The organism is Amycolatopsis thermophila (assembly GCF_030814215.1).
Lineage (GTDB): Bacteria > Actinomycetota > Actinomycetes > Mycobacteriales > Pseudonocardiaceae > Amycolatopsis_E > Amycolatopsis_E thermophila.
The window spans coordinates 7,026,728-7,044,932 of the sequence record NZ_JAUSUT010000001.1 but is presented as its reverse complement, the minus strand read 5'-3'; the positions used below and the strand labels follow the sequence as shown (position 1 = coordinate 7,044,932).

Here is an 18,205-nt window from a genome sequence, read left to right as displayed (position 1 = left end):
TCACATGGCGAAAGGCGGAACGGGAGCCGCGGTGGCGGAGCGGGCGGAGAACGGGCGGACCGTCACGCCCGGGTTCTCGCGGAGGGACTACCTGCTCATCGGACTGTCCGCGGCCCTGGTGGTCACCACTTTGGGCGCGCGCCTGGGTGGCGTGCCCGAGATCGGTGTGTTCGCGCTGAGCGCGGTGGCGCTGGCTGTGCTGGCCCGGGTGGTGGGCCGCGGCGTCGACGCTCTGGGAGACCGGCTCGGCCCGTCGGCCACGGGCGTCGTGCAGAGTGCCCTCGGCAATCTGCCCGAACTGTTCGTCGTCCTCTTCGCACTGCACGCCGGGCTGGTCGGTGTCGTGCAGTCGGCCATCGTCGGGTCCATCCTGGCCAACGTTCTCTTCGTGCTGGGGCTGGCTTTCCTGGTCGGCGGGCTGCGACACGGCAGGCTGAGGTTCGCCGCGAGCGCGGCTCGCACGATCGGTCTGATGCTCATGCTGTCGGTCGCGGCCCTGCTGGTGCCGGCGCTCACCGCGGAGCTGCACAGCCCCGCGGCAGGACACGAAGGTCTGCTCTCCCGCATCGTCGCGGGTTTCCTGCTCGCGTTGTTCGCGCTGTCGCTGTTCACTCCCGCACTCCGGGAGCCGCGGGGAGGCGAGGAGGACTCGCAGCGACCGGCGCAATGGTCACTGCCCGTAGCGCTCGGAGTGCTGGCCGCGGGCGGCGCCGGCGCCGCGTTCGTGTCGGACTGGTTCGTCGAAGGTCTGCGACCGGCCATGGACGCACTGCACATTTCCCAGGCCTTCGCCGGCCTGGTGATCGTGGCCATCGCGAGCAACGCCGTGGAAAACGTGGTCGGGATCCAGCTCGCGGCTCAGGGGCGGGCGGACTACGCGCTGTCGGTGATCCTGCAGAGCCCGCTGCAGATCGCGCTGGTGCTGGCCCCGGTGGTCGTCCTTGCCGCTCCGCTGCTGGGCGCCTCGTTCACGCTCGTGCTGCCACCGCTGTTGATCGCCGCGCTCGTGCTCGCCGTGGTCATCGCCGTGGTCGTGGTGCTCGACGGAGAAGGCACGTGGTTCGAGGGCGCGGCGCTGATCGCGCTGTACGCCATCATCGCGGCAGCCTTCTGGTGGGGGTGAGCCGCGATTGAGCGGAATGCTCCAGGGTATTGCGCCAAGAAACGGAACCGATGGGAGGTAATCATGGCCCACGACGAACCGGGCAACCAGACCCCCAACACACCGGACTTCGACGAGTCCGAACTGGACCGGATGAACGTCGACGAGCTGCGGGCCAAGGCCGAGGAGCTGGGTGTCGCGGACACGGCCGGGATGCACAAGGGTGACCTGGTCAAGGCCGTCGCCAAGGCGTCGGCAGGAAGCGGCCCCGGCGGTGGGCAGCGCGGATACCGGCACTCGGGAGACGGCGGCGGAGGAGGTATGCGCACGGGTCCGGGCAGCTCCAAGTCGCTGCAGTACGCGCAGGAGATCACTTCACCGGAAGATGATCCGGAGCGGCCGGGCCGCAGCCTGGTCACCACCGACCACGAGGTGATCCGCCAGTGGGCGGGGAAGCGGAAGGCGCAGCCGGCGACGGTGCCGGGCACCGAGCACGGTGACCACCTCGGCGTGCTGCGCTTCGACTTCCCCGGCTACGGCGGCGACGACCTGCGGCACGTGGACTGGGACGAGTGGTTCGCCACCTTCGACGAGCGTCGGCTGAACTTCGTCTACCAGGAGGAGCGCAGCGACGGATCGCCGAGCAACTTCTTCCGGCTGGAGAACCCGGACCGCGAAGACGCGTGACGCGGTGGCCCTGGGGGGCGGCCGTTTCTCGGTGTCCGCCGTCCGGAAACCGTAAGCCGATCGCCAGGTTCGCCGCCGCGCGCACCGGCAATCCGTTCACAGCACCCGTGTGGAAAGGAACCGCGTGTCTCTCGCGCCGTCCGGACAGCAGTACCCGATCGCCCACGGGCAGCACCACGCCGTGATTGTCGAGGTGGGCGGGGGAATCCGGAAGTACTCAGCCGGGGAACGACCGGTTCTGGAACCCTACGCCGAGACCGGCATGGCCGACGGAGCCCACGGCACCCCGCTGATCCCCTGGCCCAACCGGCTGGGGGACGGCCGGTACCGGTTCGACGGGGTCGACCACCAGGTGCCCCTGACCGAACCGGCGAAGGGCAACGCGATCCACGGGTTGCTGCGGTGGCGGCCATGGCAAGCCGAGGACCTGCGCGGGGACCGGGTGACCATGCGGACGCGGTTGCACCCGCGGCCGGGCTACCCGTTCTGCCTCGACCTGTCCATCCGCTACCAGCTCACCGCGGACGGTCTCAGCGTCACGACCACCGCCACCAACGTCGGGGACCACGCCGCTCCGTACGGCTACGGCCAGCACCCGTACCTGTCACCCGGTCCCGGCCGGATCGACGACGCGGTGCTGACCTTCGCAGCGGGCACCAGAATCGCCACCGATCCTGACCGCCAGCTGCCGACCGGAACCGAGGCCGTCACAGGTGGCGCGTACGACTTCTCGTCGGGCCGCGCGATCGGTGACCTCGAGATCGACTACGCCTTCGCCGACCTGGCGCGGGACGAAGCCGGGCTGGCGTGGGTTCGGCTCGGTGGCAACGACGGCGCGACCAGCGAACTGTGGGTGGACGAAACCTGCCGGTACGTCGAGCTGTACACCGGCGACGGCCTCCGGCCGGGGCGCCGCCGCACCGGACTGGGTGTGGAACCGATGACGTGCCCACCCGACGCGTTCCGCAGCGGGGACCACGTCGTCCGGCTGGAACCGGGAGATCGTGTGACGACGCGGTGGGGTGCCAAGCTGACGTGACCGGTCCCGGCGAGCAGGACGACCTCGAACGGTTGCGACTCGAGGCCGAGCGCAAGGGATTGCGCCGGGTGTCGCAGATGAACGCGGACCAGTTGCGGCGCGCGCTCGCGGAGCGGGGGCGGGGCCTCGACCCCAAGCAGGCCGAAGAGCAGGCCACGGGCGAGGAACACTGACGTATTCCGCTCGCCTCCGGCGCCGTACGGGGGTGGCGGTCACGGCCGTGGGAAGGGAGCGAGCGTGACCGCCACGATGGGGGCCTGGCCGCCGCGATGGCCGGGAAGCACTCCCGTGTCTATCGGCGGGTGGCGGACCCGCCGGGCCGTGGAAGCCTGGGGACGGAGCTGACGGACCCAACGAAGGGAGCGGCGACACGATCACGGGCGCCGTCTGGTCGGGCCGGATCGCCGGCGTGCCGGTCGGTGTGCACTGGAGCGTGACACGCGCTGGGGGTGCTCGTCGGCGCGTTGGGTTCGCGCGCTGGCCCCGTGTGTCCTCCGGCAACGTGGCGCACGCTCTCGTCGCCCGCCGTCACGGCTTCGCAGGCACGGCGGCCGGGCGGAGAGTCGCGGACGGCGGTGGCAGGTCCGCCGGCGAGCCTGGTGACCGGCGCGCTGCTCGGCCTCGCGGCGTGGACGGCTGCCGGTGCGGAGGCACCCCTGCTGGTGGACGCCCTGACGCACCTGGTCGCGCTGAACGTCGTGCCGGCACTGGCCGACCTGCCGGCCGCCACGCCAGTGGAAGGCGGCCGGATCCTCCGCGCGGCGCTCCTGGCGGCAGCGTGGACCCGGACGGTGCCGTCGCGGGAGCAACCGCACGGAGACAATGCTCCGGGTTCTGGGTGTCGCCGATGAGCGCGTAGTCCTCGATGCGCAGGGCCAGCCGTTCTCCTTCAGCGGTTGCGGGCCAGAGCCCCCAGCCCGGTGGCCGCCGCCACCGCCAGGGCGCCGAGGAGGCCGTGGTGCTGGGACGCCCACAACTGGGGGCTGCGCGCCTTCGCCTTGTGGTCGAACCGGCCGTGGGCGCCGAAGTCCTGGCCTTCGGGGTCGTCGGCCGGGACCCACAGGTTCGCCGGCTGGTCGGGGTCCCGGGGCTGCGTGGTCTGCTGCGACTTCACACCGGTACGCGCGAGGTAGCGGTCCAGCAGCCCGGGGGCGAACTTGTTGGCGATGAGCGTCGCGACCGTGGACCCGCCGACCCAGTACTCCCGCCGCCGGGGGTGATCCGCCGCGTACACGATCGCCCTGGCCGGGATCTCCGGCTGGTAGATGGGCGGCACCGGCTGGGCCCGGCGGGGCAACCGGGAGAGCACCCAGTCGAACTGCGGCGTGTTCACACCTGGCATCTGCACCATCGTGACGTGCACGTTGGACTTGTCGTTGAGTAGTTCGCAGCGCAGCGCCTCGGTGAATCCCTGGATGGCGTGCTTGGCGCCGCAGTACGCGCTCTGCAAGGGAATGCCGCGGTAGGCCAAGGCGGAGCCGACCTGGACGATGGCTCCCCGGTCGCGCGGCAGCATCCGGTTCAACGCCGTCCGGGTCCCGTTGACATACCCGAGGTAGGTCACCGCGGTCACGCGGCGGAACTCCTCCGGCTCGACGTCGGTGAACCGGGCGAACACGCTGGTGAACGCATCGTTGACCCACACGTCGATCGGGCCGAACGTGCCCTCGACCTTCTCGGCCGCGGCTTCGACGGCGGCGTGGTCGGCCATGTCCACCGGCACGGGCAGTGCCTCGCCCCCGGCCTGTTCGACCTCCTCGGCCGCCGCCTTCAGACCCTTTTCGCCGCGGGCCAGCAGGGCCACCCGGTCCCCGCGTTCGCCGAACGCGCGTGCCGCGGCCCGGCCGATACCGCCGCTGGCCCCGGTCACGACCACCACTCGTCCCTGTTGCACGGTCGAATCCCTCCCACTCGGACAGTTGTCGAGAGCAACAGTCCCGGTGGTACCCGGGTGGGCCGCAGACATGCCTGGCCGGCACCTCGCCTGGTTCCGAGGGGGCGGAATCGTCAGGTGTTCGTCAGACTGGCGGCGCTGTGACGGGTTACCGCTGAAGGGAGCCGATCGAAGGAGGGAACACCGATGGATGCCGGTCAGGCAGCCCCGTTGCCACCCGCGCCCGCCCCCAACCCGTCGCGCTTGCGGTACCGCCTGCCGGTGGCCTTCCTGGCGCTCGCCGGCCTGACGATCGCGACCTACCTCACCCTGTTCCAATACGAGGTGATCAGCGGGGTGTGGGACCCGTTCTTCGGCCCGGGCAGCGAACGGGTCCTCACCTCGTCGCTGTCGCGGGCTCTGCCGGTGCGTGACAGCGCCCTGGGTGCCGCCGCGTATCTCGCCGAGCTGGTGCTCGAGCTGAGCGGGGGGCGGCGCCGGTGGCACGAGCGCCCGTGGCTCGTGCTGCTCACCGGTGCCGTCGCCGCCGCACTCGGCGTGGCGGGTGTCGGACTCGTGATCGCGCAACCGGTGCTGACCGGGACGTTCTGCACCCTGTGCCTGTGCTCAGCGGCGGTGTCGCTCATGATAGCGGCGCTGGTGCGGCGGGAGGCCACCGCCGCGGTCCGCCTGGTGGCCTTCCGGTTCCGGGCGGGGCAGTCGCTGGCGTCCTCGATCCGGTGAGCGCCGGCGAGATCGTCAGGTTCCCGGAAGGTTGCCGCCCGGTCGGTGGGGAAGCCCGCTGCGGCAGCCAGCTTCCCCGCCCTGGAGGTCCGATGACCAGAACCGTGAAGGCCGTCGAACCGGAGATCATCCGGCCGCGCACACCCAGGCACACCGTCCGCGGATCGGCCGCGGTCCGGTTGCTGAGGACGACCGACCCGAAGCAGATCGGCATCCTGTACCTGTCCACGTCGTTCGCGTTCTTCATGGCCGGCGGGCTGATGGCGCTGCTGATGCGCGCTGAGCTCGGGCGCCCGGGGCTGCAGTTCCTGTCGCAGGAGCAGTACAACCAGCTGTTCACCATGCACGGCACGATCATGCTGCTGCTCTACGCGACCCCGACGGTGTTCGGGTTCGCCAACTACATCCTGCCGCTGCAGATCGGCTCACCCGACGTCGCGTTCCCGAGGCTGAACGCGTTCTCCTACTGGCTGTTCCTGTTCGGCGGCCTGATCGTGCTGTCCGCGTTCCTGACCCCGGGCGGCGCCGCGGACTTCGGCTGGACCGCCTACACCCCGCTGTCCGATGCGGCGAACTCGCCCGGAATCGGGGGCAACCTGTGGGTGGCCGGGCTGATCGTGTCCGGGCTGGGCACCATTCTCGGGGCGGTCAACATGGTCACCACGATCGTGTGCCTGCGCTGTCCGGGCATGACGATGTGGCGGATGCCGATCTTCACCTGGAACATCCTGTTCACCAGCGTGCTGGTGCTGCTGGCCTTCCCGATCCTGACCGCGGCGCTGTTCGGGCTGGCCGCGGACCGGCTGATCGGGGCGCACGTGTTCGACCCGGCCAACGGCGGAGCGATACTGTGGCAGCACCTGTTCTGGTTCTTCGGTCACCCCGAGGTTTACGTCGTCGCGCTGCCGTTCTTCGGGATCATCACCGAGATCGTCCCGGTGTTCGCGCGGAAACCGCTGTTCGGTTACAAGCTGATGGTGTGGGCGACGATCATCCTGACGTCGCTGTCGTTCGCGGTGTGGGCGCACCACATGTTCGCCACGGGCGCCATCCTGATGCCGTTCTTCGCCATCATGACGTTCCTGATCGCGATCCCGACGGGCATCAAGTTCTTCAACTGGATCGGAACCATGTGGCACGGGAAGCTGTCGTTCGAGTCGCCCATGCTGTGGTCGGTCGGGTTCCTGGTGACGTTCCTGCTGGGCGGGCTGACCGGGATCATCCTGGCCGCGCCACCTCTGGACTGGCACATCCACGACACCTACTTCGTGGTCGCCCATTTCCACTACGTGCTGTTCGGCACGATCGTGTTCGCCACCTTCGCCGGAATCTACTTCTGGTTCCCGAAGATGACCGGCCGGATGATGGACGAACGGCTCGCGAAGCTGCACTTCTGGACCACGTTCATCGGGTTCCACACCACGTTCCTCGTCCAGCACTGGCTGGGCGCGATGGGCATGCCGCGCCGCTACGCCGACTACCTCGCCACCGACGGGTTCACCGCGTTGCACACGGTGTCGACCATCGGTGCGTTCCTCCTCGGCCTGTCGATGCTGCCGTTCATCTACAACGTGGTGCGCAGCTACCGCTACGGGGAGCAGGTGACCGTGGACGACCCCTGGGGCTTCGGCAACTCGCTCGAGTGGGCGACGACGTGTCCGCCGCCGCGCCACAATTTCCTCGAGCTGCCGCGGATCCGGTCGGAGCGTCCGGCGTTCGAACTGCACTACCCGCAGTTCGTGGAGAAGTTCCGTGAAGAGTCGCACCGGACGCCCACCCAGCGCCGCAAGCCGCGTCCGGCGCCGTCCGAAGTGGCCGCCGCCGGGACCATTCCCGACTGGCGGGAGACGGGCAAGGATCCGAAGGACAAGTGACCGGACTCTGGTCGGGAGATCGACATGCTCGGCCACGAGGAACGGCGCGCGCCGCGATCGAACGGCGGCTCGCCCTCGGTGATCCCGCCCTGGCCGCCCGGTTCGGCGGTCGGAATCCGCGCGGGGCCAATCGCCCGCTCGTGCGGGCCACGGTCGCCCTCACCGGTCTCGGCCTGGCCGGAGCCGCGGTCGCGTTGTCGGCGGTACCTGCTCGACGCTGTCGAATCCATGTCCGGCGGTTGCGGTGTGTCAACCGGAGACCGTTGGTCGGAAAGGTAGTCCACGGCCCGCTCGCCGCCAGCGTAGCCGGGATAGGCGGCCACGATGGTGCGACCGACGGCCCTGTTGGGGTCGGTCAGCATGCCGTAGTCGGGTTGCCTCATCGCCTGCCCCGTTCGCCGCTTCCGCAATGGGCGCTGCGTGGGATTGGGGACGGACGGCGCGGGCTCGGCCGCACGTCCGCTGCCCGGCTGCGCAGTGTGCCTGGTCGCGCGTCGAAACGCGGCCGCAGGGCTGCGCAGCGGACCGCGCCCGGCGCGCCGTCCGTCGTGCGGGGAGCGCCGGCGCCGACTCGGTCGCACCGTCCACCATGAACGGCCCTGTGCCGTCGCCCTACGCGGCTCCCGCGCACTGCGCTGGATTTCCCGTGGAGGCGCCCGTAACCTTTCGACTGGCTTGCGATCGGGAGGCCACCCGAGGTCATCATCCGTGCTGATCCGCGACGGCTGTCCGTCGAGCGGGGTGAAGGGCGGCCAGGATCGCCTCGTGGCTGATCCAGCCGGTGAGGGTTTCGGTGGTCCGGTCCAGCACGGGCAGGCCGGTGCCGGAGGCCCTGCTGAGGGCGTCCAGGGCCTCGGCCAGGGTGGATTCCCCGGTCACCAGCGGCGGCAGTTCGGCCAGCGCGCTCACGTCGGCCGCGCGGTTCTGGTCGTCGCCGAGGGCCTCGGCGACGGCGCGGGCGGTCACGCAGCCGCGGTAGCGCCCGTCAGGGGCGGTGACGGGCAGGGCGCCGTGCCCGGACAGGGCCAGCGTGCGTGCCGCGGCGTCCAGTGGGGTGTTCACGGGCAGCGCCTGGGGGAGCGGTTCGGCGACCGCCGCCACCTGGGTTGCGGCCAGTGCTCGGGGCCCTGGGTGGTGTTCGAGGTCGATGCCGCGGCGGCGCAGCTTCAGGGTGTAGATGGTGTCGCGGCGGAGCAGTCCCTTGCTGGTCAGCGTGGCGACGACGATGGCGGTCATCAGCGGCAGGATGATCGTGTACTGCCCGGTGAGCTCGAACAGGATGATCACCGCGGTGATCGGGGCCCGGGCGGCGCCGGCGAACGCCGCGCCCATCCCGATCAGGCCGTAGACGCCGGGGGAGGCGGTCGTCGCGGGCAGCCAGGTGTGCACCGCGATGCCGAACGCGGTGCCGCCCATCGCGCCGATGAACAGCGACGGCGCGAACACCCCACCGGAGCCGCCGATGCCGATCGTCAGACTGGTCGCCACGATCTTGGCGACCATGAGCAGCAGGAGGAAGGCGAGGACGTATTCGCCTTCGACGGCGTTCTGCAGCACGGGGTAGCCGACGCCGTACATCTGCGGCACGAGCAGGAGCAGACCGCCCAGCAGCAGCCCGCCGACCGCGGGGCGCAACCACTCCGGGCCCCGCCAGACCCAGTCGCAGGCGTCCTCGACCCAGTACAAGACCTTGGCGAACAACACCCCGCACGCCCCGACGACCACACCGAGCACCACGAACAGCAGGTACTCGACAGGGCTGCGCAGGGTGAACGGCGGCAGGTCGAGGAAGGCGACGTCGCCGAACACCGCCCGGCCGACGACACTGGCGGTGACGCTGGAGAGCACGACCGCACCGAAGGATTCGACGGCGAAATCGCGCAGGATGAGCTCCATCGCGAAGAACGGGCCGGCCATCGGCGCGTTGAACGTCGCGGCGATCCCGCCGGCCGCGCCGCAGGCGACCAGCACCCGGAGCCGGCTCTCGGGCAGCCGGAACCACCGGCCGAACGTCGACCCCAGCGCCGAGCCGATCTGCACGATCGGCCCCTCGCGGCCGACCGAGCCGCCGGAGCCGATCGTCATCGCCGACGCCAGCGCCTTGACGACGGTCACCTGGGCCGGGATCCGCCCGCCCCGCTCGGCGACGGCGTACATGACCTCCGGGACACCGTGCCCGCGGGCCTCGGGTGCGAAGCGGTACACCAGCGGGCCGTACACCAAGCCGGCCAGCACCGGTGCGATGAGCAGGAACCACGGCCCCAGCGCCGGGAACCACGGGTGGGCCTCGCCGGTGGCCGCCGAGTAGTCGTCATGCCCGGAGAAGAAGTGCGTGAACGTGCCGATCAGCCAGCGGAAGAGCACCGCGCCCAATCCGGCGGCGGCGCCGATCGCCACGGCCAGGACCGCCAGACCGGTTGAGCTCTCCCGCAGCCACACCCCGATCGGCTGCCTGGCGGGGACCGCAACGGTCCGGCGTCCGGTCATCGCATTCGTTCGCATCGCCACCATTGCAGTATGCAACACTTGCGCTGAGCAGATAACGGCGTGGTCGATGTTTGCCGCTGCCCGGGGCGGAAATCTCAGCGGTGAGATGGCTGAACCAGTGACCGATCGAACGGCCCGCGGCGGCGAGCGGCGGACTGTCGTCGTCGGGCTGCTCGCCGACCCCGACCTCCCCGCCAGGTTCGCCGGTGCGCTGGACGACCGCTTGCCCGATGAACTGCGGCGAAGGGTGGACGAGCGGACCGACTGGTCGGTGGAGCCGGTGCAGGACCCGTTCGAGGTCCGCTACCCCGACCACCACCGGCTGATGGACAAGGCACGGCAGCGGGTCCGGGACACCCACTGGGACGTCGCGATCTGCCTGACCGACCTGCCGGTTTTCGGTGACCGCGGACCGGTCGCCGTCAAGATCAGCGAGGCCGACCGGGTCGCCCTCATCTCGTTGCCGTCCCTCGGGGGCTTCCGGCTCGGCCGGCGCCTGCGCGACGTCGTGGTCACCCTCGTGCAGAACCTCGTGTGCGGACCCGGCCACGCTCAGGCTGACCGCCTCGGGAGCCGGCTCGCGGCCCGCGCCGGCCTGGATTCCGTCCCGGCCGCGCACGGCTCGCGGGAGTTCCAGATCTCACGGTTCCCGACAGCGCGGCTGCTCGGCGGTATGGTGCGGCCCAACCGGCCGTGGCGCCTGGTGATCGGGTTGTCCACGGCCCTCGCCGGTGCGTTCGCGGGCTCGGCTTTCGGGGTGCTGTACTCGTCGATCTGGCGGCTCGCCACGTCGCTGAGCCTGGCACGAACGGGTGGGGTCGTCGCGGCAGCGGTGCTCGCGCTCGCCACGTGGCTGATCGTCGGCCACAACCTGTGGGAGCGCCCTGCCCCTGCCTCGGCCGGGGCGGGGGAGCGGGAGCGCCGCCTGCGCAACGCGGGAACCGCGATCACCGTCGGCGCGGCCGCGATCGCGTTCTTCGCAGCGCTGTTCGTGATCATCCTCGCTGCGGTCGCCCTGGTCGTGCCGCCGGACTACGTCACGCAGAGCCTCGGACACACCGCGAGCGTCCTCGACTACATCCGGATCGCGCTCATGGCGACGGTGCTGGGAACCGTCGCCGGTGCCGTGGGCTCGGGTTTGGAAGACGACACGACCGTCCGCAGGGCGACCTACAGCCACCGCGAGCAGGAGCGGCGACGCCGGGCGTCCCGGCGCGACGAGTGAGTCCGCGGAGCAGTGGCCCGAGACTGTGCCGTGTGCGGACCTACCGATCAGGTCCGTGGGAGGACGCGGACGAACCCCGGCAACGAGCGGACGGGACTCTTGTCGTGGCAGCTCACACTGAACTTGAACCGGGGGCCGACGCCGTTTCCGGCTGGCCACCGGGCAGGTTGTCGGGCAGTTCGACCCTCAGCGCCCGGGCGATGGGCACGTCGGTGGAGGAGTGCAGCACGATCGAGAGGGCGATCGTCACGGCCACCAGATCGAAGACCGCGGCACTGGCGGGGATCCCCGACTGCAGCGCCAACAGTCCGTAGACGACGGAGGCGAAGCCCTTCGGCCCGAACCAGGCCGCCGTGGCTCGCTCCCGGCCGGACAGCCGGGTCCGCAGCAGCGACAGCAGCATCGCGACCGGCCGGACCAGCACGATCGCCAGCACCGCCAGCACCCAGCCCTCCAGCGGGACCCGCCCGAGCAGGCTCGGTGTGATCAGGGCACCGAACACCAGCAGCGCGGCGAACTTCGTGAGCTCGGACAGCAGGCCGCCGAACGGCTCGAACCGTTCCGCTGCGGTCCGGTTGATCGTCGCGAGTGTGGACCCGGCGGCGAAGGCGGCGAGGTAGGCGTTGACGTGGGTCAGGTGGCAGGTGGCGTAGAGCAGGACCGCGATCGCGAGCGGGCCGAGCACCTGCAGGCGGGGTTCGGCGGTCAGGACCGGCAGCCGCCACGCCAGGGTCACCACGGCCGGCACCACGATGCCCAGCGCGAGGCCGCCGCCGAGTTCGGCGGCGATCGTCCAGGGGTGGCTCCGTTCGTGCGCGGCGAGTGCCAGGAACACCAGCACGAACGGCAGGGCGAGGCCGTCGTTGAGCCCGGACTCCACGTTGAGCAGCCGCCGCAACCGCGCGGGCACGTCCGACCGGCCCACGATGGCCGAGGCGAACACCGGGTCGGTGGGCGAGAGGATCGCGCCGAGCAGCAACGCCGTCGGCCAGTCCAGCCCGGCCAGGAAGTGAGCCGGCACGGCGATGCCGGCCATGGTCAACGGCATCGCCACCCCCAGCGCCCGCCCGGACAGCCGCCAGGACTCCTTGAGCGCGGGCAGGTTCGCGCGCTGGCCGTCGGTGAACAGCACCGTGAACAGCGCCAGGTCGGCGAGCACGGACACGAGCGGGTCGGTCGGGTGGATCGTGATCAGCCCGAAACCGCCCTGCCCCAGCAGTGCTCCCGCGAGCAGGAACATCAGCGCGGTGGACAGGACCGTCCGGGCGGCCAGGCCGGACAGCGAGACACTGACCAGCAACACCACCCCGAAAGCCAGAACGAGCGCCACGGTGAGTCCTTCCGTCGTCCGGCATCAGGTTCCCCCGGACCGCGCGCGGGTATGCCGACGCACGTCAGGCAGAAGGAGGGAGGAGACATGACCGTGGTTTCCGAGATGCTCGACACCTACCCGGCCGATCTCGGCCAGGTCGACCGGACTCAGCTCGTCCAATGCGTGGAGGCGTGCCTGGCTTGTGCGCAGGCCTGCACCGCCTGCGCCGACGCGTGCCTGTCCGAGTCCGACGACCGGGTGCCCGAGCTGCGCACATGCATCCGGTCCAACCTGGACTGCGCCGATCTGTGCGACACCGCCGCCCGCATCCTGTCGCGGCACACCGGATACGACGCGAACAGCACCCGCGCGGTCCTGCAGGCGTGCGCGACCGTGTGCCGCTCCTGCGGCGACGAGTGCGAGAGGCACGCCTCGCACATGGAGCACTGCCGCGTGTGCGCCGAGGCGTGCCGGCGCTGCGAGCGGGCCTGCCGCGATCTGCTGGGCGCCCTGGGCTGACCGCGGATCGCCGACTACCCGGACGTGTGAACCGCGGGCCGCATCCGGGGAGTCGGCGAGCCGTGAGCCGGCCCGCCGATGTCAGACGATGAGGAACTTCGCGTTCAGCGGGATGCCAGGGCCGCCCGCAGTGTGACGTCGACGGGCAGCTTCTGGTCCAGCATCGTGAGCTGCAGCGGCCGCAGCACCGCAGGACGATCCGCGACCACCCGGAGGTGTTTGCCACTACGCTGAATCCGTTCGTTGGCGGCGGCCAGAACGTTCAGTCCGCTGCAGCCGAGGAAGGACACCGAACGCAGGTCGGCCACCACCTGCCCGCCTGCTGGAAGTCCCTGGCACGCGGCGTCGAGGTGGTCGCGCAGTTGGCTTCCGGTCACCATGTCGATCTCGCCCGAGACCGTGACCACCATGGTGTCGGGGCGTGGCGTCCGGTTGTGGAACGCGATGTCACCGGGCACGGACCTGTCCTTCCGCTCAGGCCCGAACCGCACGGCCGAGGCGGACGCAGGCCAGGCGGTAGAGCATCTCCCCGAAAGCCTCCGGCACGATCTGCCCCTCCAGATCGCGTGCCGCGCCTCGGACCGTGTCGACGATGTCGGTCGACGCGAGCTGCGCGCCGAACTCGTTCTCGAGCCGGTGCAGCACAGACTGGGCGAGCTCCGCGGGGTGCCTGTTGGCGATCATGGCTCTCCTCGCGTTGCGGATGCTGTCCATCCCAGTGTGGCCCGCTGCGAGGGTCGCCAACCTGACGGCTGACTGACGATGTCCTTGGGTTGGCTCATTTCTCCTTGTCGCGGCCAGTGACGGCATCGCGCGCCCGGTCCAGCGCGGCGGCGGCCTTGCCCACGGTCTTCTGGACGCCGGCGCTCGACGGCGTCTCCGGATGTGGCCGGGTCGGGGCCTTGGCCTTCGCCGCGGCCATCTTGTCGCCGACCTCGGCCAGGCGCTGCTCGCTCACGCAGGCGCGCACGCGCGGCCACACTTCGTCCTGTTCGAACCTGATGTGCTCGCGGCCGTCGCGGACGACGCGCTCGATCATGGCTTCGAAGTCCGACTGGCCCGGATCGGCCTTGTCCAGCGCGTCCAGCACCTGTTTGGCGGCGTATTCCTGGTCGACGGCCTGGTTGGCGAGCGCGTCGCCGTCCGGCACCTGGTCGCGCACCATGGGCCAGAAGTACTGTTCCTCGACCGCCTCGTGCCGCGATTCGGCGATCACCAGCCGGGTCACGATCTCCTTGCGGGCGTGACGCACCGGCGGTGTCCGGTCTGCCCGGGCGGTCGGGCCGCTGTCGAGTTCGTCGAGCATGCCCAGGACCTCCACGTGGTCGGCGCGCAGGAACGCGATGGCGTCCATATTCGTCTCCTTCCCTCGGGTTCAAGGCCGCCCGGTGCATCGCGTCGCGCTTCCGCCGCGCCGTTCGACGACTTCCTCCAGCCGGTCGGCGAGGTTGGCCGCGACCAGGCCGTTCGGGCCGGTGCCGATGATCAAGGCATCCGCTGTCTCCGCTGCCCCGGGCACTGTCCGGGCCTACCCGTCCCGCACGGCTTCACACCCGCGCGGGAGCGGGCGGAAACTTAGCCCGGGCAACAGTTGCGCACGCGTCAAACCTCCACGCATGGGGTACAACTGGAGCATGCCCACGCGCCGTCCTGCCCGCACCGCACCGGCCGCCGGCCGGACCGTCGGAACCACCGAGAAGCCGGGCCCCAGCGACGTAGACGCCATGACCGACGCGGTGTTGACCGCGTCCCGCCTGCTGGTGGCTGTGTCCGCCAAGTCGATCGCGGCCGTCGACGAATCGATCACGATTCCGCAGTTCCGGGTTCTCGTGGTGCTGGACACGCGTGGTCCGCTCAAGCTGACCGCGATCGCGGAGCACCTGGCCGTCAATCCGTCGACCGCCACCCGCACCGTCGACCGCCTGGTGACGGCCGGGCTGGTCAACCGGGAAGCCAGCCCGACGTCGCGACGGGAGCTCGTGGTCAGTCTCACGGGGGAGGGGCAGGCGGTGGTGCGCGCGGTCACCCAGCGCCGCCGGTCCGAGATCACCCGCATCGTGTCGCGGATGCCCGTCACCTCCCGGCGCGGACTCGTCCGGGCCCTGCGCGCGTTCACCGAAGCCGGCGGTGAGCCCGCGGCCGGCGAGCGCGCGGACGCCCTCTGGCTCTGACCAGCCGGCGTCTGGCCCGTCCGGCGTTCGAAGGCGTGCGGGCGGCGTGCCCGCCGTCACCGGTACCGGCGGCGTGAGGCCTCCTCGGAAGCCAATCCGCTGAGCATCGCGATCGCGTCGACCACCATCGCGGCGAACAGGAGCACCAGCCGCAGCAGCGCGGGCAGTCGTGGGGCACCCGGCTCGTTTCCGGTGACCCGCAGCAGGAGCAGAACGCCCGCGGCGAGGTACATCAGTTCCTCGAGCCGGTGCAGTTCCGGGAGCAGCAGCGCGCTCTGCTGGAACGGTGTCAGGTGCGTGCCGACGACGACCACCGTGTAGACCGCGAGCGCGGTCAGCGGGTGCACCGCCGACCGCACCGGCCTGCTCCGCCCGAATCGCCGCAGCCAGGGTCGCGCTCGTTCGCCCGCGCAGGCGTGCACGAGACGCAGCGGAGAACCGAGGACCAGGCACAGCGGCGCGACGACGATCAGCACGAGGTGCTGGACCATGTGCACCGCGAACAGAATGCGGCTGTAGCCGTTCAGCACGTCGGCGATGGCGAACGCGATCACCGCGAGGAACCAGGCCGTGTGTCCGACCGGCCATCCCCTGACCCGCCGGGCGCACCACAGGTAGCCGACCGCGGTGGTGGTCAGGACCGCGAGGCCCGGCAACGGGACCCACCAGCCGGCCAGGACCGCGTGCCAGGTGAGGGGATCAGGCATCCCGCCAAATAGTGCATAGTGCAAAAGTTCTTCAGGCTGACAGTGTGGTTTCGGTGCCGGGAGCCGGAACCGGAGTGGGCGTTGTCGGGGTAGTTGTCGTCGCCGAGGCGGTGGGCGGGTGAGTGACCTGCGGGGTGGTGGGGGCGACCGTGGGCGAGCTGGTCGGAAGCCGCTCCGGCTCATCCTGGGTGCTGACCCCGCACCCGGCGAGCGAGACGGTGGCCGCCATCAGCGCCACCACGAGGCGGCGGATCATGACGGAGCCATCGGGAGTTCGACGACGAAGCGCGCCCCACCGCCCGGGCGATCGCTCACCCACACCCGCCCGCCCAGCCGGCGCACGTGCTCGGCGACGATGGCCAGTCCCAGCCCGCTGCCGGTGTCGGCGCCGCGCTGCCCGGCTCGCTCTCCCCGCGTGAAGCGTTCGAAGATCTGCTCCCGCAGGTGCTCCGGCACCCCGGGGCCCGCGTCGTCGACCTCCAGCCGGACCCGCCCGCCGTCCACCTGCACGCCCACGCGCACTACACCCCCGCCGTAGCGTTCCGCGTTGTCCAGGAGGTTGCCCACAACCCGGTCCATCCGCCGCCGGTCCACCTGCACCAGGGCCGGCTCCGACGGGGCCTCAACCGGCGGGACCGCACGTTCCTGGAACGCCGCGACGTTGGCCACCAGGCCGGCGAGGTCGAGGATCTCCCAGGCCTCGTCGTCGCCCTGCTGATCGGCCCGCGTGATCTCCAGCAGGTCGATGACCACGCTCCGGAACCGGTGCACCTCCAGAATCAGCAGGTCCAGGGCCTGGCGGGCGCGCTCGGGCAGATCGGCTCGCCGGCGCGCGAGGACTTCGGCCGCACTGGTCATCGTTGTCAGGGGAGACCGCAGCTCATGGCTGACATCGCCGGCGAAACGCGCGTCCCGCTGCACCCGGTGTTCGAGCGCCGCGGTGGTGTCGTTGAACGTGCGCGCCAGCGGAGCCAGATCGGCGTCGGCCTGCTCCGGCAGGCGGGCGGTCAGGTCGCCGGCCGCCACCCGCGACGCCGCGTCGGTCAACGCCCTGAGCGGGCGCAGCGCACGACGGCTCGCCCACAGCCCGAGCGCACCACCCAGCACACCGGACGCGAACGTGCCGCCCGCGAGGAGACTGCTGAGGAACCGGAAGGTCCGGTCGAGTTCGATCAGCGGGAACAGCTCGATGTAGGTCCCGCCTGCGCCGGCGACCGGAAGACCGACCGCGAGCACAGGGTAGTCGCTCACGCGCACCCGTTGCCGCACCGCGACCCCCTCCCGTGCCGTGTTCACGAACGCGGCGGGCAGCTGACCCAGGTCGACCGGCCGGCCACTGGTGAGCTGACCGCTCTGGCGCAGCAGGATGATCGTCGAATTCGGCCCGGTCGTCAGCCCGGTCAGCAGCTCGTCCAGACCGGTAGCCCCGGTGCGGAGCGTCTCGTCGACCAGCCGGACGTTCACCTCGGCCTGCTGCGTCGCGCTCTGCAGCCGCTGGTCCAGCATGTAGCCACGCGCGAGGTTCCAGGTCGCCAGCGCGAACATGCCCGCGACGAGCAGCGACCCCAGGCCGAAGGCGATCGCCACCCGCCAGCGCAAGGACAGCACCCGGCGCCAGGTCCGGGAGGTTCGCGTCATGGTTCCGGCTCGATCTTGTAGCCCATGCCTCGCACCGTGACGATCGTGCGGGGGTGGTCCGGGTCGGCCTCGACCTTGCGCCGCAGCCGCCGGATGTGCACGTCGAGCAGCCGGGTGTCCCCGAAGTAGTCGTATCCCCACACCTTGCTCAGCAGCTGCTCGCGGGTCACCACAGCGCCCGGGGAGGCGGCGAGTTCGGCGAGCAGACCGAACTCGGTCCGGGTGAGGTGGACTTGCTCCCCGTCCCGGAACACGGTGGCCGCGTCGAGCCGGACCTCCAGATCGGCGACGTGGAGGACCGCGGGCCGCCCCGGTGACCGCCGCCGCAGCAGCGCCCGCATCCGTGCGGCCAGCTCCCCGGCCACCAGCGGCTTGGTGACGTAGTCGTCGGCGCCCGCTTCCAGACCGGCGATGACGTCGCGGCTGTCCGAGCGTGCCGTGATGACGATGATGGGCAGGTCCCCGCTCGCGCGCAGCTTGCGGCAGACGGTGAGACCGTCCATGCCGGGCAGCATCAGGTCGAGCAGTACGAGTTCGACGAGTTCGGACTCCACCGCGTCCAGCGCGCGCTCCCCACTGGGCACATGCATCACGTCGAAGTCCTCGTCGTCCAGCGCCAGGCTCAGCGCCTGCGCGATGCGCTCGTCGTCTTCGACCAGGAGGACTCGGGTCGGCATGGCTGCCATTGTTACCACCGGATGCGGGCGCAGGCGCCTCGCGCCAGAGGTCGAAGCTTGCAATCGCCTGAACTTTCACCCGGCGGTCGCTCCCGCTGTCACCAGGGAGGACGATCGCAAGGTCCTTGTCAGCTCGTCCCGGCAGCCGCC

The 18,205-nt window shown here is 70.9% G+C and carries 19 protein-coding genes; 10 read left to right on the top strand and 9 right to left on the bottom strand.

What is annotated here, in order from left to right; all coding sequences use genetic code 11:
• Positions 1-4 precede the first annotated feature (4 nt).
• The 5 genes from FB470_RS34440 to FB470_RS34420 all read left to right on the top strand — a co-directional run bounded on the left by FB470_RS34440 (position 5) and on the right by FB470_RS34420 (position 3,679).
• The gene (locus FB470_RS34440) at positions 5-1,123 is read left to right on the top strand and encodes a calcium:cation antiporter (RefSeq protein ID WP_306998502.1); all 1,119 of its coding nucleotides are present in this window, start codon (positions 5-7) and stop codon (positions 1,121-1,123) included.
• A gap of 63 nt (positions 1,124-1,186) precedes the next feature.
• Positions 1,187-1,789 (top strand): Rho termination factor N-terminal domain-containing protein, encoded by a 603-nt coding sequence (locus tag FB470_RS34435; RefSeq protein ID WP_306998500.1) that lies wholly within the window; start codon positions 1,187-1,189, stop codon positions 1,787-1,789.
• 124 nt (positions 1,790-1,913) lie between these two features.
• Positions 1,914-2,828, top strand: coding sequence for an aldose 1-epimerase family protein (locus tag FB470_RS34430; RefSeq protein ID WP_306998498.1), 915 nt, complete (start codon positions 1,914-1,916; stop codon positions 2,826-2,828).
• Positions 2,825-3,001 carry a hypothetical protein gene (locus FB470_RS34425; protein WP_306998496.1) on the top strand — a complete coding sequence of 59 codons (177 nt, stop codon included), beginning with the start codon at positions 2,825-2,827 and terminating at the stop codon, positions 2,999-3,001. The genes FB470_RS34430 and FB470_RS34425 overlap by 4 nt, the downstream gene beginning before the upstream one ends.
• Before the next feature lie 426 nt (positions 3,002-3,427).
• The gene (locus FB470_RS34420; protein WP_306998494.1) at positions 3,428-3,679 is read left to right on the top strand and encodes a hypothetical protein; all 252 of its coding nucleotides are present in this window, start codon (positions 3,428-3,430) and stop codon (positions 3,677-3,679) included.
• A 38-nt stretch (positions 3,680-3,717) separates the two neighbouring features.
• On the opposite strand, the gene FB470_RS34415 is transcribed toward FB470_RS34420, so the two are convergent.
• Entirely contained in the window at positions 3,718-4,722 is a 1,005-nt protein-coding gene (locus FB470_RS34415; RefSeq protein ID WP_306998492.1) for an SDR family oxidoreductase, read from the bottom strand.
• A gap of 186 nt (positions 4,723-4,908) precedes the next feature.
• On the opposite strand from FB470_RS34415, the gene FB470_RS34410 reads away from it, so the two are divergent.
• Positions 4,909-5,445, top strand: coding sequence for a vitamin K epoxide reductase family protein (locus tag FB470_RS34410; RefSeq protein WP_306998490.1), 537 nt, complete (start codon positions 4,909-4,911; stop codon positions 5,443-5,445).
• A 92-nt stretch (positions 5,446-5,537) separates the two neighbouring features.
• Entirely contained in the window at positions 5,538-7,319 is a 1,782-nt protein-coding gene (gene ctaD, locus FB470_RS34405) for an aa3-type cytochrome oxidase subunit I (protein ID WP_306998488.1), read from the top strand.
• A gap of 702 nt (positions 7,320-8,021) precedes the next feature.
• Here the strand turns inward: ctaD and FB470_RS34400 are convergent.
• On the bottom strand, positions 8,022-9,821 hold the full coding sequence (locus FB470_RS34400; protein WP_370876642.1) for a chloride channel protein: 1,800 nt from the start codon (positions 9,819-9,821) through the stop codon (positions 8,022-8,024).
• A 103-nt stretch (positions 9,822-9,924) separates the two neighbouring features.
• Between FB470_RS34400 and FB470_RS34395 the strand changes: the two genes are divergently transcribed.
• Complete coding sequence (locus FB470_RS34395) at positions 9,925-11,031, top strand: hypothetical protein (RefSeq protein WP_306998485.1); 1,107 nt, start codon at positions 9,925-9,927, stop codon at positions 11,029-11,031.
• Between the two features lie 112 nt (positions 11,032-11,143).
• Here the strand turns inward: FB470_RS34395 and FB470_RS34390 are convergent, their stop codons facing one another.
• Positions 11,144-12,361, bottom strand: a complete 1,218-nt coding sequence (locus FB470_RS34390) for a cation:proton antiporter (RefSeq protein ID WP_306998483.1) — start codon at positions 12,359-12,361, stop codon at positions 11,144-11,146.
• Positions 12,362-12,448: 87 nt separating this feature from the next.
• Here FB470_RS34390 and FB470_RS34385 point away from each other — a divergent pair, with 87 nt between their 5' ends.
• Positions 12,449-12,862: a four-helix bundle copper-binding protein gene (locus FB470_RS34385; RefSeq protein ID WP_306998481.1), complete on the top strand. Its 414-nt coding sequence runs from the start codon at positions 12,449-12,451 to the stop codon at positions 12,860-12,862.
• A 104-nt stretch (positions 12,863-12,966) separates the two neighbouring features.
• Here the strand turns inward: FB470_RS34385 and FB470_RS34380 are convergent, their stop codons facing one another.
• The 3 genes from FB470_RS34380 to FB470_RS34370 form a co-directional block, all read right to left on the bottom strand.
• Positions 12,967-13,320 (bottom strand): STAS domain-containing protein, encoded by a 354-nt coding sequence (locus FB470_RS34380; protein ID WP_306998479.1) that lies wholly within the window; start codon positions 13,318-13,320, stop codon positions 12,967-12,969.
• A gap of 16 nt (positions 13,321-13,336) precedes the next feature.
• On the bottom strand, positions 13,337-13,546 hold the full coding sequence (locus FB470_RS34375) for a hypothetical protein (RefSeq protein WP_306998478.1): 210 nt from the start codon (positions 13,544-13,546) through the stop codon (positions 13,337-13,339).
• A 94-nt stretch (positions 13,547-13,640) separates the two neighbouring features.
• Positions 13,641-14,216, bottom strand: coding sequence for a hemerythrin domain-containing protein (locus FB470_RS34370; protein WP_306998476.1), 576 nt, complete (start codon positions 14,214-14,216; stop codon positions 13,641-13,643).
• A 262-nt stretch (positions 14,217-14,478) separates the two neighbouring features.
• Between FB470_RS34370 and FB470_RS34365 the strand changes: the two genes are divergently transcribed.
• Entirely contained in the window at positions 14,479-15,033 is a 555-nt protein-coding gene (locus tag FB470_RS34365) for a MarR family winged helix-turn-helix transcriptional regulator (protein WP_306998474.1), read from the top strand.
• A 56-nt stretch (positions 15,034-15,089) separates the two neighbouring features.
• On the opposite strand, the gene FB470_RS34360 is transcribed toward FB470_RS34365, so the two are convergent.
• The 3 genes from FB470_RS34360 to FB470_RS34350 form a co-directional block, all read right to left on the bottom strand.
• The gene (locus FB470_RS34360) at positions 15,090-15,740 is read right to left on the bottom strand and encodes a cytochrome c oxidase assembly protein (protein ID WP_306998472.1); all 651 of its coding nucleotides are present in this window, start codon (positions 15,738-15,740) and stop codon (positions 15,090-15,092) included.
• Between the two features lie 252 nt (positions 15,741-15,992).
• Positions 15,993-17,378 carry a sensor histidine kinase gene (locus FB470_RS34355; RefSeq protein ID WP_306998470.1) on the bottom strand — a complete coding sequence of 462 codons (1,386 nt, stop codon included), beginning with the start codon at positions 17,376-17,378 and terminating at the stop codon, positions 15,993-15,995.
• On the bottom strand, positions 17,375-18,055 hold the full coding sequence (locus tag FB470_RS34350; RefSeq protein ID WP_306998468.1) for a response regulator transcription factor: 681 nt from the start codon (positions 18,053-18,055) through the stop codon (positions 17,375-17,377). The genes FB470_RS34355 and FB470_RS34350 overlap by 4 nt, the downstream gene beginning before the upstream one ends.
• Positions 18,056-18,205: the final 150 nt, after the last annotated feature.